Source organism: Ruegeria sp. BHSB196, from assembly GCF_059613135.1.
On sequence record NZ_JBXWRY010000024.1, the window covers coordinates 41,882 to 63,611 of the forward strand.

Below are 21,730 nucleotides of genomic sequence, written 5' to 3' on the forward strand. Positions count from 1 at the left end.
CGCTCGTCAGGCCCAGGGTGTAGCACGGAACTCAGGACAACCGCAGGATCCGGTCGAGCGACAGGGGACCGGCCCCGTTGATCACCAGGACCAGCATCAGAAAGGTCCACATGGTGCGCTGATCGACCAGAGTGATGGCGTTGTCGAACAGGCTGCCCAAAGCGACGCCGTGGCCGGTCACGTCCACGATGGTCTGCACCCAGATGAACCCGATCATGCCGAGCGCGGCGAGCCGGGTCAGAAGGCCGACCAGGATCAGGGCGGGCAGGACGAATTCCGCCACCGTGCCCAGAAAGATCACCACGCGCTGAAAGACGGTCATCTGCGAGACATCGTACAGCACCGCCTCGGCCGCCTTGGGAAAGATCTGCCCGAAGGCGCCGGCCGAGGGCGAAAAGATCGACCCGTCGATCTTGAGCATGGCCGAGTTCCAGTAATAGACCAGCAGGACCGCGACAAAGACCAGTCGTGCGAGCGTCGGGGTCAGCAGGTCCGAGGCCCGGCCGATCTTTCCGAAAGTATCGTTGTGGAGAGTTATCAGCGCAGTCATCGTTCCAGCCTTTCGATAGTCACGGAGGTTATTGCGTTGCCCTGCAACAGCAGCGAGAGCGTGGCCCCGAGGTCAAACTCCTCGGCGGCGGCGAGGGCGGCTTCGTGGGCCTCGCCGATGGTCCGGCCCGCTTGCAGGGCCGCGATCCACTCGGCGCCGCCGGCGGGCAGCAGATGCGGGATTGGGTCGAATTCGGGGCGTGTGATCAGGACATCCTCGGCCCCCGGTTGCGGTTTCGACGCGCCGTCCTCGGTGTTGAACCGCCAGATCGCGTGGATGGGCCAGGGCGAGCGCAGAACCTGCATGGCCGGGGCGAAGGTCAGCCGGGCCGTCAGCAGCTTGTCGGTGCTGATGGCCAGCGCCTCGGGCGCGATGGGTGTGCTGTCGGCCGCGTGATAGGCGCGGCGCAGCGCCAGTTCCAGCCGCGCGACATCCGGCAGGTAGCCGAGATGGGAAAGTTGTTCCATGCCCGCCAGGAAGTCCGGGAAGGCCGCGCCGTAATGCATCATCAGGGGCGAACTGGGCGGGTGGCGGCGCAGAAAGATCCCGGCGAGCCCGTCCATGTTCTGTGGCCCGAGGAGCTTGGCGATGACCGGAAACGCCTGATGCATCGCCTCGGTCAGGGACACGGCGACGTTGTTGCGGTAGACGCTGAAGCGGCGTCCGGCCGGGCGGTTCCGCGCGTCGCTCAGGCCCTGCGGGACCGGAAGCGTTGCATCGAGCAGCGCCTTTTCAAAGGTGGTCTGAGAAACGGTCATGCGGGGATCCGCTCCAACGCCGATTGCGCGCGCAGGGCTTCGGCCTTCAGCACCGGCCAGTCGGGCACATCGGTGTCCCACTCGATCAGCACGGGTTTCGGCCCGGTGCGGTCCAGCACATAGTCGAGCAGGGCCCAGACCGGATCCACGACTTCGCGGCCGTGGCTGTCGATCAGCAGCGGCTGGCCGTGATCGTCCTGGTCCTCGTCATGGCCGCCCAGATGGATCTCGGCCACCTGGTCAAGCGGGTAGGCGTCGATGTAGCCCTGCGGCGAGAATTCCAGATTGGTGGCGGAAACGAAGACGTTGTTGACGTCCAGCAACAGCCCGCATCCGGTGCGCCGCGCAATTTCGGCCAGAAACTCCGGCTCGGACCGGGTGCTTTCGTCGAAGGCCAGATAGCTGGACGGATTTTCCAGCAGCATCTGCCGCCCGACCGCCTCTTGCAGCTGATCGATGTGGTCGCAGACGCGGGCGAGGGTCGCGTCGGTATAGGGCAGGGGCAGCAGGTCGTTCAGGAAATGGCTGTCATGGGTGGACCAGGCCAGGTGTTCCGAGAAACTGGCGGGGTTCAGCCAGCCCACGAGGTGTTTCAGCCGCGCCAGATGCTCGGGGTCGAGCGGGCCTTCGCCGCCGATGGACAGACCCACGCCGTGCACCGAGATCGGGAATCTTTCGGACAGGTGGCGCAGCTGCGCCAGCGGCCGGCCGCCGTCTCCCATGTAGTTTTCGGCATGGATCTCCAGCCACGCGACCGGTGCGGCATCCTCGACGATCTGGGAAAAATGCTGCGGCTTGTAGCCGACGCCGGGGGCGGCGGGCAGCCGGTTCGGGCGGTTGGCGCTGTCCAGCATGGCACGGGCCCTTCTTGACAAAGAAATGGGGCGGGCAGACAGCGCAGCCCGCCCCATCGTGTTTCGCGGATCAGGACGGCAGGTCGCGGTCGAGCGCTTCCAGCGAGCCCTTGCGCGGGGTGCCATCGGCCGTGGCGGGCAGTTCGATGTTTTCGCAGGTGCCCGCATCGACCAGGGTCCAGGCGTTGCCCTGATAGTCCACCGTCGAGGTTCCGGCGCAGGTCGTGCCGGGGCCGGCGGCGCAATCGTTCTGACCGGCCAGCGACACGCCATAGCACTTTTCTTTGGCCTGGGCGCTTGCGGTCGTGGTCGTTCCTGCCAGCGCGACGGCGACGGCGCTTGCGATGACCATGGTTTTTGCAGTGTTCGACATCTCGAAAATCCTCTTGGTGATTGCGTATGTCTGCTTGTGACAGTGACCAAGGTAGCGGTTGGTCCGGTTCAGTTGAATTCACGAGCCCGTGTCTCACAAGCCCGTCAGGGGATGTCATGCCCCGTGCGAGGTTAACATGCTGTTATTGAAGTGAAAATCCAAACCTGTTTCGATCCGGCCCCGGTTTCGGGGCCGGAATCTCAGCCGTTTTGCGCCGATTGTTACAGCAGATCCGGCGGCGTCGCGGCGCGCGCCAGCTCTTTTGTTACATCCGCGAGCGGTTGCACCTGCGTCTGCTTTTCGCCGAGGCGGCGGACGCTGACGGTGCGGTCTTCGACCTCGCGGTGTCCGACGGCCAGAATCACCGGCACCTTGCCCACCGAATGCTCGCGGACCTTGTAGTTGATCTTTTGGTTGCGAACGTCGGCCTCGGCCCGAACGCCGGCCTTGGTCAGGGTGGCGACGACCTCGCGCGCATAGTCATCGGCGTCCGAGGTGATCGAGGCCACCACGACCTGCCGCGGCGCCAGCCAGAAGGGCAGCTTGCCGGCATGTTCCTCGATCAGGATGCCGATGAAGCGCTCGAAGGAGCCGAGGCAGGCGCGATGCAGCATGTAGGGGCGCTGCTTGCTGCCATCGGCGGCGACATAGGTCGCCCCCAGCCGCTCCGGCAGGTTGGGATCGACCTGGAAGGTGCCGCATTGCCAGACCCGGCCGATCGCGTCGGTCAGGTAGAAGTCGAGCTTGGGACCGTAGAAGGCCCCGTCGCCGGGCTCCAGCGTGAAGTCGCGGCCGGTGGCCTTGATCGCGCCTTCCAGCGCGCCTTCGACATGGTCCCAGCTTTCGTCGCTGCCGACCCGCTTCTCCGGGCGCGTGGCGAACTTGATCTCGAACTGTTCAAAGCCGAGATCCTTGTAGACATCCGCCAGGAAGTTGATGAAGCGGGCGCATTCCGACTCGATCTGGTCTTCGGTGCAGAAGATGTGGGCGTCGTCCTGGGTGAAGCCGCGCACCCGCATGATGCCATGCAGCGCGCCGGACGGTTCGTAGCGCGAGCAGGAGCCGAACTCGGCCAGCCGCAGGGGCAGATCGCGATAGGATTTGAGGCCCTGGTTGAACACCTGGACGTGACAGGGGCAGTTCATCGGTTTGAGCGCGTTGATCGCCTTTTCCTTGGCATGTTCCTCTTCGACTTCGACGATGAACATGTGCTCCTGGTACTTGTCCCAGTGGCCCGACGCTTCCCAGAGCTTGCGGTCGACGATTTGCGGCGTGTTGATCTCGCGATAGCCGCCCGCGCGCTGCTTGCGGCGCATGTAGTCCTGAAGCTGGGTGTAGATGGTCCAGCCGTTGGGGTGCCAGAAGATCTGGCCGGGCGCCTCTTCCTGCATGTGGAACAGGTCCATCTCCTTGCCCAGCTTGCGGTGGTCGCGCTTGGCGGCCTCTTCCAGCATGTGCAGATGCGCCTTGAGCTTTTCCTTGTTCTGGAAGGCGCAGCCATAGATGCGCTGCAGCATCGGGCGGGACGAGTCGCCGCGCCAATAGGCGCCGGCAATGCTCATCAGCTTGAAGGCGTCGCCGGGCAGTTGGCCGGTGTGCTGCAGGTGCGGGCCGCGGCACAGATCCTGCCAGTGGCCGTGCCAGTACATGCGCACCGGCTCGTCGCCGGGGATCGCCTCGATCAGCTCGACCTTGTAGGGCTCGTTGCCCGCCTTGTAGAACGCGATGGCGCGGTCGCGGTCCCAGATCTCGGTGGTGACGGGATCGCGTTTGTTGATGATCTCTTTCATCTTTTTCTCGATGAGGCCGAGATCTTCGGGCGTGAAGGGCTCTTCGCGGTCGAAGTCGTAATACCAGCCGTTCTCGATGACCGGGCCGATGGTGACTTTGGTGGCGGGCCAGATCTCCTGCACCGCGCGGGCCATCACATGGGCGAAGTCATGGCGGATGAGTTCGTTGGCCTGCGCCTCGTCCTTCATCGTGTGGATGGCGATTTCGGCGTCCGCCTCGATCGGCCATTGCAAGTCCCAGTGCCGGCCGTTGACCGTGGCCGAGATGGCCTTTTTGGCCAGCGAGGTCGAGATGTCGGCCGCCACCTCGGCCGGCGTGACGCCTGCGGCGTAGGATCGGGAATTGCCATCGGGAAAGGTAAGGGAGACGGATTTCGTGTCCAAGGCCATGGTCTGGCTCTCCTCGTCGGTTTGGCGCCCACTGAACGCCCGGTTGCGGGTTATGGTGTCCGGCCCGTGTGGCAGGTGGTGGGGCTTGTGTCAAGTGGCCGAGCGAGGGGCGCTGCCCCTCGCGCTCCCCGGGGTATTTGCGACCAGAAAGAAGCGGGAAGAGCGATTGCGCTTGGCCGCGGCGCGTGCAGAATGCGTCGGGAAACGGAGGGGTCATGGCAGCGACGGACTTTCTGGAAACGCCGCAGGGGCGGCGGCTGGCCTATCACAGGAGCGCGGGGCGCGATCCGGCCATCGTGTTCCTGGGCGGGCTGAAATCGGACATGGAGGGCACCAAGGCGGTGCATCTGGAAGCCTGGGCGCAGGCGCGGGGGCAGGCGTTTCTGCGGTTCGACTATTCGGGGCACGGCGAGAGCGCGGGCGCCTTCGAGGACGGCTGCATCGGCGACTGGCACGAGGATACCGTGGCGGCGGTCGAAGCACTGACCGCGGGGCCGCTGATCGTGGTGGGCTCGTCCATGGGAGGCTGGCAGGCGTTGCTGCTGGCGCGCGTCATGCCGGAGCGGATCGCGGGGCTGGTCACGATCGCGGCGGCGCCGGATTTCACCGAGGACGGGTATTGGGCCACCTTCACCGATGCGCAGAAACAGGCGCTGGAAACGGTGGGGCACGTGGAACTGCCGTCGGACTACATGGAGCCCTACGTGATCACCCGGCGGATGATCGAGGACGGCCGGCGGCGGCTGGTGCTGCGCGCGCCGCTGGACCTGCCGTTCCCGGTGCGGTTCCTGCAGGGCACGGCGGACACCGCGGTGTCCACGGACACCGCCATCCGCCTGCTGGAGCATGCCACCGGCCCCGACATGCGGCTGCTGCTGGTCAAGGATGCCGATCATCGGTTTTCGGACGACCGGTGCCTGGCTCTGATCGAGGACGCGGTGCTGGACGTGATGGGCGGGTCGTGATGCGCTGGTTCGGGAGGCTTCTGGGCCGGGTGCTTCTGGTTCTGCCGGTCGTGCTGGCGGTGGCGTTCTGGTTCGGCCCGTATGAGAAGGTCGATCTGAACCCGTCCTTCGATCCGCGCAAGTTCGGCGAGGGGGTTCAGGTTTTTTTCGAAAGCGTCGAATCCGCCCATGACGACATCACGCCCGGTGTCGAGAAGCGGGTGATCTGGCAGGACGGGTTCAAGGAGCGGCGCACGCCCTATTCGGTGCTCTATGTGCACGGCTTTTCCGCCACGTCCGAGGAAATCCGTCCGGTGCCGGACCGGGTGGCCGCGGCGCTGGGGGCGAACCTGGTCTACACCCGGTTGCAGGGGCATGGCCGGGGCGGTGCGGCGATGGCCGAGGCGACGGCCGCCGGCTGGATGCTGGACATGGCCGAGGGGCTGGCCGCCGCGCGGGCGGTGGGTGAAAAGGTGGTCGTGATCTCGACCTCGACCGGCGGGACACTGGCCGCGGCGGCGGCGGCCGATCCGGAGCTGAGCGCGGAGATTGCGGCAATGGTCTTCGTCTCGCCCAATTTCGGGGTCAACGATCCGACCGCCTGGGTGCTGACGCTGCCGGGTGCGCGGTTCTGGTTGCCGCTGGCGCTGGGCGGCGAACGCAATGCCTCGAGCTCGAACCCGGATGTCGAGACCTATTGGACGACGCGCTATTCCTGGGGGGCGCTGGCGCCGATGGCGGCGCTGGTCGAGGCGGTCGTGGCGCTGGATTTCTCGGAGGTCCGCATACCGGCCCTGTTCTGGTTTTCCGACGCGGATCAGGTCGTGCGGCCCGACAGGACGCGCGCGGTGGCGGCCGAATGGGGCGGGCCCGTCACCCTGGAGATCGTGACGATGGGGCCGGGCGATGATCCGGCGTCGCATGTGGTGGCGGGGGACATCCTGTCGCCGGGCCGGACCGATGCGGCGGTTGCGGGCATCCTCGACTGGCTTCGGGCGCAGGGGATCGTGTGATGCGCAGGCCGGGCAGCATGTGGAGCCTGGAAAACCTTGGCCGTGTCAGGCTTTCGCGGCACTTCTTCATGCGAGATTTCCTGTATTCAGAGATCGGGAATTTCCACCAAAAACAGAACATACCCGACAATCCGGATCTGGCCATCGAGACCGGGCGCGCGTTTTGCCGGACGCTGCTGGACCCCTTGGAGGAGACCTTTGGCCGGATCGCGGTGCGGTCCGGGTATCGGTCGCCGTCGCTGAACCGCTTCGGCAACGAAAACAGGCTCAACTGCGCGCGCAACGATCATCCGCTGGAATGCCATATCTGGGACCGCGGCGAAGGCGCGGCGCGCATTGCGGGGGCGTCGATCGTGATCCCGTGGTTCGCGGATCGCTATGCGGAAGGGCGCGACTGGCGCGATCTGGCGTGGTGGCTGCACGACCATCTGGACTATTCCGAGATGTGGTTCTTTCCCAAGCTCTGCGCGTTCAATCTGGTCTGGCGGCCAAGGCCGCTGCGCCGGATCGACAGCTACATCGCGCCGCGGGGACGTTTGCTGGCGCCTGGCGCCGAGCCGTCGGAGCCTCTGGCGGAGCGGCAGGCGCGCTATGCGGATTTTCCCGCCTTCCGGGGCATTCGCTATCCCTGAGCTTTTTCTTGCCGGGGCCTGCGCAAGAATCCATGCTGGAACGGGAGGCGTCACGCGAAACGCCGCTTTGCGCAAGGGCAGTCGAGATGATCGAGCCGTTGGTCCTGTTGCCGGGCATGATGAGCGATGCGCGGCTGTTCGAAGATCAGATCCGGTATTTCTCGCGTTTTCGTGCCGTGACCGTCGGGCCGATCACGCAGGGCGAGCGGATCGAGGAGATCGCATCGGGGCTGCTCGACCAGTTGCCGCGCCGCTTCGCGCTGGCCGGTCTGAGCATGGGCGGTGTCGTCGCCTTGGAGATCGTGCGGCGGGCGCCGGACCGGGTCGTGCGGTTGTGCCTGATGGACACCGATGCGCTGTCCGATACCCCGCAGATCGCGGCCGCCCGCGAACCGCTGATCGTGCGGGCCAAGGCCGGCCGGCTGGAGGAGGCGCTGCGCGAGGCGATCCGGCCCGAGATCCTTGCGCCCGGTCCCCGGCGGGTCGAGGTGCTGGACCGGTTCTACCGGATGGCGCTGGAGATCGGCCCGGAGGTGTTCGTGCGCCAGATGCGGGCCTTGCAGCGGCGGCCGGATCAGCAGGGCACCCTGCGCAAGATCAGGGTGCCGACGCTGGTGCTGTGCGGCGCGCATGATGGGCTCACACCCGTCAAGCGCCACGTCTTCATGTCGGAGCTGATCCCGGACGCGACCCTGCATATCGTGGAAGATGCGGGGCATTTGCCGACCATGGAAACGCCTGCGGACGTGACCGAAGCGATGGCGGGGTGGCTGGCGGCGCCGCTCAGGCTGACCTAGTCATAGAGCGCGGCGCGTTCCTGCTTGGTCAGAACCTTGGCCGGTGCGACCGGATCTCCGGTCGTCGCATCGAAAAACGGTGTCCTGCGCCAGCGCCCGGAAACCCGCGACACAACCATGCGGCGCAACAGCGCCAGGATCGCCGGGCGCGGGTTTTCGTGCCGGCGCACCCCGTCGGGACCGGGTACGAACCCCTTGGACACGACCGGCCCGAGTCGGTCGGGCTGGGCCAGGCGGTTCACAAGAATGCCGGCAAAGGGGCGTTTGGGCGAGGCCAGGGTGTTGGCGATCGGCGTGTTGCAGCAGCTGGCGTACCAGCGGAACACGCCCTTGGGGCCAAGGCGCAGCAGCGCGAGGTGCTCCTTGCCCGTCTCGATCACGATCGCGTCGGGGCTGAGTTGGAACACGTCCACCGGGCCGGGCGCCGGATCGGGCTGGTCGAAATGGAGTTCCGCGGCCCGGCAATCGCGGCAATAACACACGACATGGGTTCCGGACCGGACGCCCTCGGCGGTGATGTGGCCCGTCAGGGCGCCGCAATCGCAGGAAAAGGCGAGCGGCGCGGCCGGCATGGATCAGGCCGCGGTGTTCTTGTTCGCGGCCCGGCGGCGGGCGGGCTGACGCTCGTTCGCCTTCATGAAGTCGATGACCAGGGGGCGGATGTTGTCGCGCCAGCTGCGGCCGGCGAAGATACCGTAATGGCCCGCGCCCGGTTCGACATGGCTGGCCTTTTTCTCGGCGGGGACGCCGGTGCTGAGGTCGAGCGCGGCGATGCACTGACCGGGGGCCGAAATGTCGTCATTGGCGCCTTCGACCGTCATGATGGCCACATCGGTGATCTTGCCCAGATCCACCTGGTGTCCGGCCACGACGAATTCGTTGCGCGCGATCTCGCGCTTCTTGAACACGCGCTCGACCGTGGAGAGATAGAATTCGGCGGTCATGTCCATGACGGCGAGATACTCGTCATAGAACCGGTTGTGAGCGTCGTGATCGGACGCCTCGTCCCGCATCACGCGCTGGATCTGTTCGGAAAACGCCTTGGTGTGACGGTCGGCGTTCATCGACATGAACGAGGCAAGCTGGAGCAGCCCGGGATAGACCATGCGGCCCACGCCCTTGTACTTGAAGCCGACGCGCTGGAGCATCGACTGTTCCAGTTGGCCCATGGTGACGCGGCGCCCGAAATCGGTGACCTCGGTCGGAGTTGCGTCCGGGTCCACCGGCCCGCCGATCAGGGTCAGGGTGCTGGGCTGCGCCTTGGGGTCGAGTTCGGCCAGATAGGCCGTGGCGGCCAGCGTCAGCGGGGCCGGCTGGCAGACGGCGATCACATGGGTGTCGGGGCCGAGTTCGCGCATGAAATCGACGAGGTAGAGCGTGTAGTCCTCGATGTCGAACTTTCCGGCCGACACAGGGATGTCACGGGCGTTGTGCCAGTCGGTGATGTAGACCTCGCAGTTGACAAGCAGGCTCTTGACGGTGGAGCGCAGCAGGGTCGCATAGTGGCCCGACATCGGCGCTACCAACAGCACCTTTTGCGGCTGCTGCGCGCGGCCGTTTACGTTGAAATGGATCAGATCGCCGAACGGACGCTCGACGATCGTGTCGATTTCCACCAGATGGTCCTTGCCGTCTTCGCAGGTGAAGGTCCGGATGCCCCAGTCGGGCTTGACCACCATGCGTTGATAGGTGCGCTCGGTCACTTCGCCCCAGGCCGCCATCCAGCTGAAAGCGGGGCTCGGGAACATGCTGAACAGCGGATAGGACGCCATCGAATTCGCGGTCGCGCCCAGCCATTGATTGGTGTTGCGGACAGTTTCCATCAGGTCGTAGGTCATCATGTAGCGCATAAGAAGGGCCTCCTGAGTCGCACCCTGAGAGTTCGGACCATTCGTCGCTTTGCTCCCCGCAACCCACGACGTTATTCTGCGTAGCAGCGAGGTTAGGGGGAATTCCTTAAAATGACAACTACAGACGACAAGTCGCCGGAATTGAACGGCGAACATATTGAGCAACTTAAGGAAAACATGGCCAAGGTCGAAGAGCTGTCGAAACGGCTCGTCGGGATCCTGGCCGGCAAGAAACCCCGCTCGCCCGCGCTGGACGCTCCGAATCAAGAGCTTTTTGCAAAAGCAGCAACGGCTTATTGGACCGAGGCTTGGCAGAATCCCGCCAAGTTGCTGGAACAGCAGATCGAATTCTGGGGCAAGTCGGTCATGAACTTCGCCGAGGCCCAGCAGGCGCTGGCCAAGGGTGGCGTGGAGACCGAGGGCGACGCCCCAAAGGACCGACGGTTCCAGAACCCCCTGTGGGAGACCAACCCCTATTTCCGCCTGATCCGTCAGCAATACCTGACCAACGCCGAGGCCATCGCGCAGGCCGTCGCCTCGGTCGAGGACATCGACGAAAAGGACCGCCGTCGCCTGAACTACTTCTCGCAACAGATCATCGACATGATGGCGCCGACCAACTTTCTGGCGACCAACCCGGATGCACTGGAAAAAGCGGTCGAGACCGAGGGGCGGTCACTGATCCAGGGGCTGGAGAACCTGGTCGCGGACCTCGAGGCCAACAGTGGCGAGCTGGTCGTGCGGCTGGCCGATGAAAGCGCCTTTGAGGTGGGCGGCAACATCGCGACGACCCCGGGCGATGTGGTTTATCGCAACCGCTTGATGGAGCTGATCCAGTACAAGCCCGCGACCGAAACGGTCCACGAAACCCCGATCGTCCTGTTTCCGCCCTGGATCAACAAGTTCTACATCCTCGACCTCAAGGCGCAGAACAGCCTGATCAAATGGATCACCGAACAGGGCTATACGCTGTTCGTGGTGAGTTGGGTGAATCCGGACGCGTCCTATGCCGACGTCGGGATGGAGGACTATGTACAGGACGGATTTCTGACCGCGATCGAAGAGGCCAAGAAGATCTGCAAGGTCAAGCAGGTCAATGCCGTGGGCTATTGCATTGCCGGCACCACGCTCAGCCTGACGCTGTCGCTGCTCAAGCAACGCGGCGACAAGTCGATCAAGTCGGCGACGTTCTTCACCGCACTGACCGATTTCTCGGATCAGGGCGAATTCACCCCGTTCCTGCAGAACGATTTCATCGACGGCATCGAGGAGGAGGTGAACAAGGACGGCGTGCTGCGGTCGTGGATCATGGCGCGGACGTTTTCTTACCTGCGCTCCAACGATCTGGTCTATACGCCCGCCATCCGCAGCTACATGATGGGCGAAACGCCCCCCGCCTTCGATCTGCTCTATTGGAACGGCGACGGGGCGAACCTGCCGGGCAGGATGGCCGTGCAGTATCTGCGCGGCCTGTGCCAACGCAACGAATTCGTCGAGGGCGGGTTCGAACTGTTGGGTCACAAGTTGAGTGTCCGCGATGTGGACGTGCCCCTGATGGCGATCACCTGCGAGACCGATCACATCGCCGCATGGAAGGATTGCTATCGCGGCGTGCAGCAAATGGGGTCGCGCTCCAAGACCTTCGTGGTTTCGGAGTCGGGCCATATTGCGGGAATCGTGAACCCGCCCACCAAGAACAAGTACGGGCACTACACGAACCCCGACATGAAAGCCGATCCGGAAACCTGGCTGAAAGAGGCCGATTACCACGAAGGCTCGTGGTGGCCGCTGTGGGAAGCCTGGCTCAGAAAACGTTCGGGCAAGCAGGTTCCGGCCCGCGACACGGGTGATTCGGAGCATCCGAGCCTTGCCCCGGCCCCCGGAACCTATGTCACGGCCAAGGCAAACGGTTGATATCACGTTGAAACCGAAATTTTTCTGCGATGCAGCAAGAAAAATCTTGAAATGCTGCGCCGCAGAAAGCATATTCCTTTCGAGCCGATGGAAACGGGGTGGGCCCGGACCCGGCAATGAGGATTAGGACAATGGCAAAGACCCAAGATTTCACCGCCATCATGAAAGACGTGATGGGCGCATTCCCGGTTGACACCAAGGCAATGGAAGATGCGTTCAAGAACACCGCGACCCTGAACGAGAAGCTGTCGGGCGTTGCTCTGGAAGCCGCTGAAAAATCGGCCGAGATCTCGAACAAGTGGACCAAGGAAACCCTGGCCAAGCTGAGCGAGATGTCCAAGGCGAAGGCCGAGCCGGCCGACTACGCCAAGGCGTATACCGATTTCGCAAGCGCTTCGGCTGAAGTTGCCGCCGAAAACATGGCTGCCTTCGCCGAGATCGCCAAGAAAGTTCAGATGGAAACCGTCGAGCTGCTGATGGCTGCCGGCAAGGACATCACCGAAGATGCCACCGCCGCCGTCAAGAAGGCCACCAACGAAGTGACCGCCGCAGCCAAGAAAGCTACGGCCGCCAAGTAAGGCATTCGCGAACCTGCACCCTATCCTCCCTGAAAGGTGCAATCGCCAAGGGCAGATCGCAAGATCTGCCCTTTTTCGCATCTGCCGGACGGCCGGAACCATGGATCGCCGTTTCGGTCGCACCCGCGCGAAACCCGCCGTCATGCAGGCGGACTTTCTTTTTCCGCTGCAGTCGCATAACCTCTGCTGCAACGCATCATCCTTGGGGAGGGAAGAGGGTGGCAGACCAAGAAAAACCGCTGCTGATCAAGCGCTACGCCAGCCGGCGGCTCTACAACACCGAGACCAGCGACTATGTCACGCTGGAAGACATTGCCGGGTTCATCCGCGAGGGCCGCGAGGTCCAGATCGTGGATCTGAAGACCGGCGACGACCTGACCCGTCAGTATCTTCTTCAAATCATTGCCGAACACGAAAGCCGCGGTGAAAACGTGCTGCCGGTCAACGTGCTGAACGATCTGGTGCGCAGCTACATGGTGCCGGGCGGCGGGATGATGCCGCAGTTCCTGCAAAGCTCGTTCGAGATGCTGCGCGAAAGCCAGGCGAAGATGATGGAAAACATGAACGCGATGAACCCGATGTCCAAGATGCCCGGGTTCGAGGCGCTGCGGGCGCAGCAACAGGCGTTTCTGAAGGCGATGACCGGCGGCATGTCGGGGAACTGGTCGGGACCGGGCAAGGGCGAAGAAGACGACAAGTCCGACAAGGAAGAAGATCTGGACGAGATCAAAAAGCAGCTCGCCGATTTGCAGGACAAGCTGTCCAAGCTGAGTTGACCGCCTATTCCGGAAGGCCCGCCCGACGCAGACCTTCCAGCCATTTGTTCCAATCGTCCTCGTAGCGCACCGGGACCATCTTGCGCACCTGCGAGACCGTGAGCCCCGGCATCTTTTCCAGCAACCGGCCGACCGACGCCTTGGCCGCATCGTCAAGTCCCAGCATGGCCAGCGCCGCCGCTTCCTGCCGCATGAGCGAGGCGTATCCGGGCGAATCCTTCAGGCCGGTGCGGGCGTTCTCGGCACAGATCTCGTACTGGCCGGTGACAAAGGCCCCGATCCCGTATCCCCCGCGCCAGAAGGCCCGGAGCGGATCGCGCGGGCTCAGCGCGATGGCGCGTTCAAAGGCATCGCGGGCGTCCTGGAATTGCCCGGCGATTCCGTAGAAGGCCGCGAAATTGCCGTAGCCGGTGGCCAGATTTGGATTGAGCGCGACCGCGCGGCCCAGATGGGTTTCGGCATCCTCGAATTCGCGGGCGAACATGTTGGCCATGCCGAGCATGGCATGGGCATGGGCATTGTTGCCGTCGGTCTCGACGGCGGTCTCGGCGGCCGCCTTGGCCGACTGGATGGCGTCCTTGGTGTCCTTGCGCCAGATGTGCAACATCGCCATCAGGTCGCAATGCGCGATCCCGGCGTGACCGTCGCAGAGGTTGGGATCGACCGAAACCGCATCCGACAACAGCCGCCGCGCGGCCTGGTTGTCGTCTTGCGTGAACTTGCCCAGATGCCAGCGGGCGCGCAGCACCTTGTCCCAAGACGACAGCGTGTCGGGCCGCTTGGCGCGGGCGCGCTGCATTTCCGCGCCCATGGTTTCCGGCGCGACGGCGGCCACGATGGCCTGGGTGATCTCGTCCTGGACGGCAAAGATGTCGTCGATGGCCCGGTCATAGCGCGCCGCCCAGATATGCGCCCCGGTGGCGCCGTCGATCAGCTGCGCCGTGACGCGCACCCGGTTGCCCGCCTTGCGCACGCTGCCTTCCAGCAGGTAGCGCACGCCCAGGTCGCGGCAGATCTCGTCCACCCGGATGGGTTGGCCCTTGTAGGTGAATGTCGTGTTGCGGGCGATGACGAAGAACTCGCGGAAATGCGACAGCGCGGTGATGATGTCCTCGGCGATCCCGTCCGAGAAGTATTCCTGTTCGGGGTCGGCGGACATGTTGTCAAAGGCCAGAACCGCGATACCGGGGTTGTCGGGGCCCGACCGGACCTTGCCGACGCCGGCGGATGCGTTGCCCGGCGCGGCCATCCAGTGATAGAGCCGCACCGGACGCTCCATGTTCTTCAGCTTGTGCTCGCCCGCATCCCGGAACCCGGCGTTGATCCGGTCGCCGATGCCCTGCCGCACGATGTCCGAGATGCAGATGCCGCCGGGCTCGGCCAAGGCTTCCAGCCGCGCCGCGATGTTCACGCCATCGCCGTAGATGTCGCCGGACTCGGTGATGATGTCGCCCAGATTGACGCCGATGCGGAGTTGCAGGTCGTGCGAGGACTCCTCGCGGATACGGGTCTGTATCGCGATGGCGCACGACACCGCATCTGCGACGCTGGCAAACTCGACCAGCGCACCGTCGCCCATCAGCTTGACGACGCGGCCCCCGTGCTCGGCCACCAGCGGGTCGAATACGGCATGCCGGAACGCGACCAGACGGGACAGCGTGCCGCGCTCGTCCCGGGCCATGAGCGCGGAAAACCCGACAACATCCGCGGCAAGAATGGCGGCCAGACGGCGCGACATCGGCAATCTCCGGTTCGCGGGCTGGATTGCCCGATCCCGCGCATTCCAGCAGAATTCGCCGGATTTGCCTACCGCAAAAGGCCGCGCCTCAGGTTCCGTAGGCGGGGACCGGACCGACCACTTCGTCCATTGCCGCCAGCAGGATATCGGCGATCATGTCCAGCTCGTCGCGGGTCAGGCGCACGGGCAGGCGCACGTCGCAGGCGCGCATCAGCATGGCGCGGGTCTGCGGCAGGTCGGCCTGTTCCGGCAGAAACTGCCAGTTCCAGAAGGCCCGTGCATTGTCCTCGCTCAGCCCGAAGACCTGAACCTTGACGCCGCGCGCTTCGGCGGCGGCGGCAAAGGCGCGGATTTCGCCCTCGTCCAGACCGACCAGGTTGAACTGGATCGAGTCGGGCGCGCGCCGCTCGGGCGCCAGCGGGGCCGGGACATGGATGTGCGGCGAGGCATTCAGACGGCCCGCCACATAGTCGTGGTTGGCCAGTCCGTCACGGACCCGCCGTGCCAGTTCGGGAATCTGGGGGCGGATCACGGCGGCGCTGAGATTGCTCATGCGCAGATTGTAGAGCGGCAACTTGTTCTGCCACCGGGCAAACGCCTGCTCCAACTCCGGCGAGTTGTCGCCGCGCGGCCCCTTATGCTTTTTCCAGTTGTGCTCGTACGCGCCCGACATGATCACCGCGCGCGCCACCAGGTCGGCGTCGTCGGTGATCAGGATGCCGCCTTCGCCGGCATTGATCATCTTGTAGGACTGGAACGAAAAACAGCCGACGCGGCCGATGGTGCCGATCTTGCGGCCGTGCCAGGTGGTGCCCAGCGAATGCGCCGCGTCTTCGATCACCGGAATGCCGCGGGCATCGCAAAGATCCATGATCGCGTCCATATCGGACGTGTGCCCGCGCATGTGGCTGATGATGACCGCCTGCACGCCGTCGAGTTTCGCGGCGAAATCGGCCAGGTCGATGCGATAGTTCTCGCCCACCTCACAGAGGACGGGGATGCAGTCGGCGTGCACGACCGACGAGGGTACGGCGGCGAACGTGAAGCCGGGGATCAGCACCCGTGCGTCCCGTGGCAGGCCCAGGGCCCTGAGCGACAGGAACAGCGCCGCCGAGCAGGACGAAACGGCCAGCGCATACTTCGTCCCCATGAGTTCGGCGAATTCCGATTCGAGCAGCGATACCGGGGCGTCCTGCGGCGCGGTGTAGCGGAACAGGTCGCCGGATTGCATCAGCGCGTCGATGGCCGCGCGCGCGGCGGCGGGGATGGGCTCGGCGTCGTGGACGTTGGGTGGCTGCATCATATTTGGATTTCCCGAATTCTTACTTTCGGAAAGTTAAATCCATGCGCGGGATATGCCAAGCCCGGTTCTGCTCAATAGGCGAAATTTCACTGAAACGTCACGTTTCCGGTCAGATGCCCAACCGGTCGCGCAGCGCGTACCAGGTCATGGCGAGCACCAGCAGCGGGCTGCGAAAGGCCGGGCCGCCGGGAAAGGGCAGGGCGGGAACGCGCGCCATCGTGTCGAACCCCTCGGTCTGGCCCTGGATGGCGAGCGCCATGAGCTGTCCGGCATGGGTGGCCGTGCCGACACCGTGGCCGGAATACCCCGACGCGGTCAGCACGTTCGGCGCGACCCGGGCCAGATAGGGCATCCGGCGCATGGTGATGGCCAGCGTGCCGCCCCAGGCATAGTCGATGCGGATATCGCGCAGATGCGGGAAGATCTCGGTCATCGGCTTGCGCACCTTGGCCGCGATGTCGGCGGGAAAGCGATAGCCATAGCTTTCGCCGCCGCCGAACAGCAGGCGCTTGTCGGCGCTGAGGCGGAAATAGTTTACGACGAATTTCGTGTCGGCCACGGCGATGTCGCGGGTCAGAACCCGCGCGGCGTCATCGCCCAGAGGTTCGGTCGCGGCGATAAAATTGTTGATCGGCATCACCCGCGCCGCGACCTTGCGGTTGAGCGAACCCAGATAGCCGTTGCAGGCCAGAATCACATGCTCGGCCACGACCCGGCCCTTGTCGGTGCGCACGACCGCCGGCCGCCGTTCCTCGATGTGATGCACCTCGGTTTCCTCGTGGATCCGCACACCGGCCACCAGCGCCGCGCGCGCAAGACCCAGCGCATAGTTCAGCGGATGCAGATGCGCCGCCCCCTTGTCCAGGAAACCGCCCCTGTAGGCCGGAGAGGGGCACAGGGCCTGCCCGGCCTCGCGGTCCAGCAGTTCGACCTGATCGTAGCCATAGCGGGAAGTCACGTGCTCCACATGCGCGTGCAAGTCCCGGCATTCGGCATCGCTGAAGCCGAAATTGGCGATCCCCGGTTTGAGATCGCAGTCGATGCCGTGCCGGGCGATGAGCCCCTTAACCAGCGCCTTGGCGTCCTCGGCCAGATCCCACAGCCTGGCGGCGTCGTCGTCGCCGACCAGCCGCTCCAGATCCTCCTGATCCATCCGCTGCGCGCTGCCCAACTGGCCGCCGTTGCGGCCCGAGGCGCCAAAGCCCACGCGATGCGCCTCGACCAGCACGACATCCAGCCCGGCCTCGGCCAGGTGCAGCGCGGCGGACAGGCCGGTATAGCCGCCGCCCACCACGCACACGTCGGCCTTGGTCTCGCCCCGCAGCGGCGGCTGGCGGTCGAAGGGATGCGCCGTCGCCGCGTACCAACTGGGCGGAAACTCCGCACGGCGGTCGTTGGAATAGAGCAGGTTCATGCTGCCCCCTGTCGTCTGATTGCATCCGCTCCCGGTCGCCCGGCGAATGCGCCCCGGCTCATACGTTCAGCAGCAGGTGCTCCCGCTCCCAGGGCGAAATCACCTGCAGAAACTCTTCGTATTCCGCGCGTTTCACGATGCCGTAGACCCGCGCGAATTCCGGACCCAGAACCTCGTGCAGCGCCTCGGCCTCGTCGAACATGTCGAGCGCGTCGCCCATGACCTGGGGAATGTCCCCGTCGCCCACGTAGGCGTCGCCATAGAACTGGCGGCGGGGGCGCTCCTGCCCCATGAGCCCCAGGTATCCGCAGGCCAGCGATACCGCGATCCCGAGGTAGGGGTTGCAATCCATGCCCGCGATGCGGTTTTCGATCCGGCGGCTGTCCGGCCCGGACAGCGGGATGCGGATGCCGGTGGTGCGGTTGTCGCGGCCCCATTCCAGGTTGATCGGCGCGGCATGGTCCTTCACGTAGCGGCGATAGGAGTTCACATAGGGGGCCATGACCGCCAGACCGGCCGGCAGGTGGGTCTGCAGCCCGGCGATGAAGTGATAGAAGGCGTCGGTTTCACCGCCCTGCGGACCCGAAAACAGGTTCTGACCGGTTTCCATGTCCACGATCGAATGGTGAATGTGCATGGCCGAGCCCGGTTCGTCCTCGATCGGCTTGGCCATGAAGGTGGCAAAGCAATCGTGGCGCAGGGCCGCCTCGCGGATCAGGCGCTTGAAATAGAACACCTCGTCGGCCAGCTTGACCGGATTGCCGTGGCGCAGGTTGATTTCCAGCTGGCCGGCGCCGCCTTCCTGGGTGATGCCGTCGATTTCGAAGCCCTGATGCTCGGCGAAATCGTAAATGTCGTCGATCACGGGGCCGAATTCGTCCACGGCCGTCATCGAATAGGCCTGACGGGCGGCCGCCGGGCGGCCCGAACGGCCCATCATAGGTTCGATGGCCTTGGCCGGATCGGCGTTGCGCGCGACGAGGTAGAACTCCATCTCGGGCGCAACGACCGGTTTCCAGCCCTGATCGTGATAGAGCTGGACCACCCGTTTGAGCACGTTGCGCGGGCTGAACGGGATCGGCGCGTCGTCCCGGTCATAGGCGTCATGGATGACCTGCAGGGTCCAGTCGCCGGTCCATGGCGCGGCCGAGGCCGTCGAGAAGTCCGGTTTCAGGATCATGTCCCGCTCGATGAACCCGTCGTCGCCCGCGGCTTCGCCCCAGTCGCCGGTGATGGTCTGAAAGAAGATGCTGTCGGGCAGGTGAAAATACGCCTGCCGCGCGAATTTCGAGGCGGGCACCGCCTTGCCCCGCGCGATGCCGGGAAGATCGGCGATGATGCATTCGACTTCGTCCAGTCGCCGCCCTTCGAGGTAGTCGCGGGCCGCCTGCGGGAGATTGTCGGTCCAGTCGGCCATCAGGCCCTCTCTTTCTTCAGAAACTCGGCCATGTGGCGGCCAATTGCGGCATTGTCATTCGGCCCGTCCTGGCGATCGGCGGCCTTTTGCAGCAGATCGTCCGGAACCACGCCCTTGCCGCGGGTCTCCATCAGTCCGCGCAGAAAGTCGTTGGAGTATTCCGGATGCGCCTGCACCGTCCAGATCGTGTCGCCATATGCGACCATGGCGTTTCGGCAGAAGTCGTTGCGGCCCAGAACCTCCGCGCCTTCGGGGAGTTCCGTGACCTGATCCTGATGCCAGGCGTTCAACGTGACGGGTTTGCCTTCAAGATCGTATTCCGTCCGGCCGACGGCCCAGCCGCCCTTGAACTTCTCCACCTTGCCGCCCAGGGCCTGGGCGATGATCTGATGCCCGAAACAGACCCCGATCAGCGGCTGACGGCGATCACGGATTTCGCGGATCAGCGCCTCGAGCGGCGGGATCCAGGGATGATCCTCGTAGGCGCCGTGGCGCGACCCGGTTATCACCCAGCCGTCCGCGGCGGCACTGTCCTCGGGAAAGGTTCCGTCCACGACCGAATAGGTCTCGAACTCGAACCCGTGCCCGCCGAGCAGCGCCCGGAACATCGCGTCATAATCCCCCGTACGCTCGATTAACGCGTCGGGGGCGTGGCCCGTCTGCAGGATGCCGATCTTCATGAGTCACCAAATTTGATCAAATTGAATCTAGCGGAATCTTCTGCCCCGGACAAGAGGCTCAAACCGCTTCGAGATAGCTGAGCCAATGGGTCTCGGCCGGCCGGTCGGCAAAACGCGCCAGTTCCTGCCGCTTGGTCATGACCAGATTGCGGATCAGCTCGGCCGGCAGGATGCGCGCGATCAGGGGATCGGATTCGAACCCCGCGATGGCCGAGGCCCAGTCCGGGGCCAGGCGCGGCAGCCCCTCGATGTCATAGGCGTTGCCGGTGATCGGCGGTGGCGGCTCCATCCCGTCCTCGATCCCGAGCAGCGCCGCCCCCAACACCGAAGCCAGCATCAGGTAGGGATTGATGTCGCCGCCGGCCACGCGATGCTCGATCCGGCGCGCGACGGGCGCGCCGCCGGGCACTCGGATGGCGGCCGTGCGGTTCTCATAGGCCCAGCAGGCGCCGGTGGGGGCATGGGCGCCGGGCACGAGACGGTCATAGGAATTCCCGTGCGGCGCAAACACCAGCGTGCTGCCGGGCATGGCGGCGAGACACCCCGCGACCGCGGCGCGCAGGACGTCCGTTCCCTCGGGACCGCCATTGTCGAAGACGTTGCGGCCCTCGGCATCGAGCACCGAGAAATGCACGTGCATCCCGTTGCCCGCGTCCTCCGGATAGGGTTTGGCCATGAAGGTCGCCGCAAAGCCGTGCTTGCGCGCCAGCCCACGCACCAAGGCCTTGAACAGCCATGTATCGTCGGCACAGCGCAGCGCGCTCTGGTGATTGAGATTGATCTCGAACTGCCCGATGCCGCTTTCGGAAATGGCGGTCTGGGCCGGGATGTCCATGGCCGCGCAACTGTCGTAGAGGTCGGTGAAGAACACGTCGAACGCGTCCATTTCGGCCATCGACAGAACCGACTCGGTGACCAGGCGGCGCTTGGTGATCGGGTTGCGCGGAGGTCGCGGCGCTTCGCCCGAAGCATCCAGCAGGGTGAACTCCAGCTCGGTCGCCGCAACGACGGACCAGTCCCGCGCGGCGTAGCGATCCAGAACGGCGGCCAGGGCATGGCGCGGATCGCCGGCAAAGGGCCGCCCGTCATCATGGTAGAGGCACATCGGAACCAGGGCGGTCGGCGTGTCGAGCCAGGGCATGGGCACCGGTCCCCGGTCGGTCGGCAACAGCGTCCCGTCGGCGTCGCCGGAGTCGAACAGCAGCGGGCTGCCCGCGATATCCGCGCCCCAAAGATCGACGTTGAGCGCCGAATAGGGCATGCGGACCGCCCCCGTGGCGAGCTTGTCCGCATAGCTGGGCGGCACGCGCTTGCCGCGCATCTGACCGTTGAGGTCGCAGGCGGCAACGCGGAAGGTGTGCAGGCGGCTCAGGTCCATGGGCGTCTCCAGTGTTCTCGAAAAGGAGATGTAGCCGAGGGCGTGCGGCTTGTCACGATATTTGATCAAATTATGCGGGGCGCGGGGTTTCCGGCATGGCCAGGCCGCCGGTGCCGTTTCGACCGTTTTGTACCGTCACCCGCAGCAGCGGTTTCCGTTTTGTACGGGCGGGCAGGGCACCGAACCGTAGGAGCAGAACACGCAACAATCGCCCGGTTCGGGTTTGAGCAGCGTTCCGCACCCGGGACAGTCGAAGAACCACTGGCAGGCATCGCTCGGCATGGTCTCGGCCTGTGCATGGCCGCAATGTGGGCAGGTCAGTGTGCTTTCGAGTACGATCCTGGGCATGGCCGATCCGGGTGGGATGAGGGCACCTGCATAGCATGACGGGCGCGGGGGGAAAATGCAGGTCACCAAAACCTGAAGGGTTCGCCAAATCGTGCGCCTTTGGCGCGCTCTTTCGAGTGTTTGTTGAGGGACGCTGTCCCTCAAACTCCCTGGGGTATTTGGAACCAGAAAGAAGCCCGGCCCGATCTCCTGCTTCTTTCTGGTCCCAAATACCCCGGGGTGAATTGCCCGAA

The 21,730-nt window shown here is 64.8% G+C and carries 21 protein-coding genes; 7 read left to right on the forward strand and 14 right to left on the reverse strand.

Annotation, left to right across the window (positions count from 1 at the left end; genetic code table 11):
* Nucleotides 1-31: 31 nt before the first annotated feature.
* The 5 genes from AC2FNJ_RS13035 to thrS all read right to left on the reverse strand — a co-directional run bounded on the left by AC2FNJ_RS13035 (nt 32) and on the right by thrS (nt 4,715).
* Nucleotides 32-550 carry a DoxX family protein gene (locus tag AC2FNJ_RS13035; RefSeq protein ID WP_496764774.1) on the reverse strand — a complete coding sequence of 173 codons (519 nt, stop codon included), beginning with the start codon at nt 548-550 and terminating at the stop codon, nt 32-34.
* Nucleotides 547-1,308 carry an HvfC/BufC family peptide modification chaperone gene (locus AC2FNJ_RS13040; protein ID WP_496764776.1) on the reverse strand — a complete coding sequence of 254 codons (762 nt, stop codon included), beginning with the start codon at nt 1,306-1,308 and terminating at the stop codon, nt 547-549. Before AC2FNJ_RS13040 ends, AC2FNJ_RS13035 begins: the two co-directional genes overlap by 4 nt.
* Nucleotides 1,305-2,162: an MNIO family bufferin maturase gene (gene bufB, locus AC2FNJ_RS13045; RefSeq protein ID WP_496764777.1), complete on the reverse strand. Its 858-nt coding sequence runs from the start codon at nt 2,160-2,162 to the stop codon at nt 1,305-1,307. The genes AC2FNJ_RS13040 and bufB overlap by 4 nt, the downstream gene beginning before the upstream one ends.
* Nucleotides 2,163-2,232: 70 nt before the next feature.
* A complete protein-coding gene (locus tag AC2FNJ_RS13050) occupies nt 2,233-2,535 on the reverse strand; it encodes a BufA1 family periplasmic bufferin-type metallophore (RefSeq protein ID WP_496764779.1) in 303 nt (100 codons plus the stop codon).
* 221 nt (nt 2,536-2,756) lie between these two features.
* Complete coding sequence (gene thrS / locus AC2FNJ_RS13055) at nt 2,757-4,715, reverse strand: threonine--tRNA ligase (RefSeq protein WP_496764780.1); 1,959 nt, start codon at nt 4,713-4,715, stop codon at nt 2,757-2,759.
* A gap of 215 nt (nt 4,716-4,930) precedes the next feature.
* On the opposite strand from thrS, the gene AC2FNJ_RS13060 reads away from it, so the two are divergent.
* The 4 genes from AC2FNJ_RS13060 to AC2FNJ_RS13075 all read left to right on the forward strand — a co-directional run bounded on the left by AC2FNJ_RS13060 (nt 4,931) and on the right by AC2FNJ_RS13075 (nt 8,101).
* Nucleotides 4,931-5,680 (forward strand): alpha/beta hydrolase, encoded by a 750-nt coding sequence (locus AC2FNJ_RS13060; RefSeq protein ID WP_496764782.1) that lies wholly within the window; start codon nt 4,931-4,933, stop codon nt 5,678-5,680.
* The gene (locus tag AC2FNJ_RS13065; RefSeq protein WP_496764783.1) at nt 5,680-6,672 is read left to right on the forward strand and encodes an alpha/beta hydrolase; all 993 of its coding nucleotides are present in this window, start codon (nt 5,680-5,682) and stop codon (nt 6,670-6,672) included. The genes AC2FNJ_RS13060 and AC2FNJ_RS13065 overlap by 1 nt, the downstream gene beginning before the upstream one ends.
* A 17-nt stretch (nt 6,673-6,689) precedes the next feature.
* Nucleotides 6,690-7,304, forward strand: coding sequence for a hypothetical protein (locus AC2FNJ_RS13070; protein WP_496764804.1), 615 nt, complete (start codon nt 6,690-6,692; stop codon nt 7,302-7,304).
* An 86-nt stretch (nt 7,305-7,390) separates the two neighbouring features.
* On the forward strand, nt 7,391-8,101 hold the full coding sequence (locus tag AC2FNJ_RS13075) for an alpha/beta fold hydrolase (protein WP_496764784.1): 711 nt from the start codon (nt 7,391-7,393) through the stop codon (nt 8,099-8,101).
* On the opposite strand, the gene AC2FNJ_RS13080 is transcribed toward AC2FNJ_RS13075, so the two are convergent.
* Nucleotides 8,098-8,673, reverse strand: a complete 576-nt coding sequence (locus tag AC2FNJ_RS13080; RefSeq protein WP_496764786.1) for a DUF6151 family protein — start codon at nt 8,671-8,673, stop codon at nt 8,098-8,100. The two genes, AC2FNJ_RS13075 and AC2FNJ_RS13080, sit on opposite strands and share 4 nt — an antisense overlap.
* A 3-nt stretch (nt 8,674-8,676) precedes the next feature.
* Nucleotides 8,677-9,951, reverse strand: coding sequence for a polyhydroxyalkanoate depolymerase (gene phaZ / locus AC2FNJ_RS13085; RefSeq protein ID WP_496764787.1), 1,275 nt, complete (start codon nt 9,949-9,951; stop codon nt 8,677-8,679).
* 111 nt (nt 9,952-10,062) lie between these two features.
* Here phaZ and AC2FNJ_RS13090 point away from each other — a divergent pair, with 111 nt between their 5' ends.
* The 3 genes from AC2FNJ_RS13090 (at nt 10,063) to phaR (ending at nt 13,219) form a co-directional block, all read left to right on the forward strand.
* Entirely contained in the window at nt 10,063-11,865 is a 1,803-nt protein-coding gene (locus tag AC2FNJ_RS13090; RefSeq protein WP_496764788.1) for a PHA/PHB synthase family protein, read from the forward strand.
* Nucleotides 11,866-11,996: 131 nt separating this feature from the next.
* Nucleotides 11,997-12,443, forward strand: a complete 447-nt coding sequence (locus AC2FNJ_RS13095; protein ID WP_496764790.1) for a phasin family protein — start codon at nt 11,997-11,999, stop codon at nt 12,441-12,443.
* Nucleotides 12,444-12,661: 218 nt separating this feature from the next.
* Nucleotides 12,662-13,219, forward strand: a complete 558-nt coding sequence (gene phaR, locus AC2FNJ_RS13100; RefSeq protein WP_496764792.1) for a polyhydroxyalkanoate synthesis repressor PhaR — start codon at nt 12,662-12,664, stop codon at nt 13,217-13,219.
* A gap of 4 nt (nt 13,220-13,223) precedes the next feature.
* Here the strand turns inward: phaR and AC2FNJ_RS13105 are convergent, their stop codons facing one another.
* From AC2FNJ_RS13105 to AC2FNJ_RS13135, 7 genes are all read right to left on the reverse strand, one after another.
* Nucleotides 13,224-14,957, reverse strand: coding sequence for an adenylate/guanylate cyclase domain-containing protein (locus tag AC2FNJ_RS13105; RefSeq protein ID WP_496764794.1), 1,734 nt, complete (start codon nt 14,955-14,957; stop codon nt 13,224-13,226).
* 88 nt (nt 14,958-15,045) lie between these two features.
* Nucleotides 15,046-16,260: a DegT/DnrJ/EryC1/StrS family aminotransferase gene (locus tag AC2FNJ_RS13110; RefSeq protein WP_496764795.1), complete on the reverse strand. Its 1,215-nt coding sequence runs from the start codon at nt 16,258-16,260 to the stop codon at nt 15,046-15,048.
* A gap of 109 nt (nt 16,261-16,369) precedes the next feature.
* Nucleotides 16,370-17,674: an NAD(P)/FAD-dependent oxidoreductase gene (locus AC2FNJ_RS13115; protein WP_496764796.1), complete on the reverse strand. Its 1,305-nt coding sequence runs from the start codon at nt 17,672-17,674 to the stop codon at nt 16,370-16,372.
* A gap of 58 nt (nt 17,675-17,732) precedes the next feature.
* A complete protein-coding gene (locus tag AC2FNJ_RS13120) occupies nt 17,733-19,091 on the reverse strand; it encodes a glutamine synthetase family protein (RefSeq protein ID WP_496764797.1) in 1,359 nt (452 codons plus the stop codon).
* Complete coding sequence (locus AC2FNJ_RS13125) at nt 19,091-19,771, reverse strand: type 1 glutamine amidotransferase (RefSeq protein ID WP_496764799.1); 681 nt, start codon at nt 19,769-19,771, stop codon at nt 19,091-19,093. The genes AC2FNJ_RS13120 and AC2FNJ_RS13125 overlap by 1 nt, the downstream gene beginning before the upstream one ends.
* 58 nt (nt 19,772-19,829) lie before the next feature.
* Nucleotides 19,830-21,149 (reverse strand): glutamine synthetase family protein, encoded by a 1,320-nt coding sequence (locus AC2FNJ_RS13130; protein ID WP_496764800.1) that lies wholly within the window; start codon nt 21,147-21,149, stop codon nt 19,830-19,832.
* A gap of 135 nt (nt 21,150-21,284) precedes the next feature.
* Nucleotides 21,285-21,497, reverse strand: coding sequence for a GDCCVxC domain-containing (seleno)protein (locus AC2FNJ_RS13135; protein WP_496764801.1), 213 nt, complete (start codon nt 21,495-21,497; stop codon nt 21,285-21,287).
* Nucleotides 21,498-21,730 lie beyond the last annotated feature (233 nt).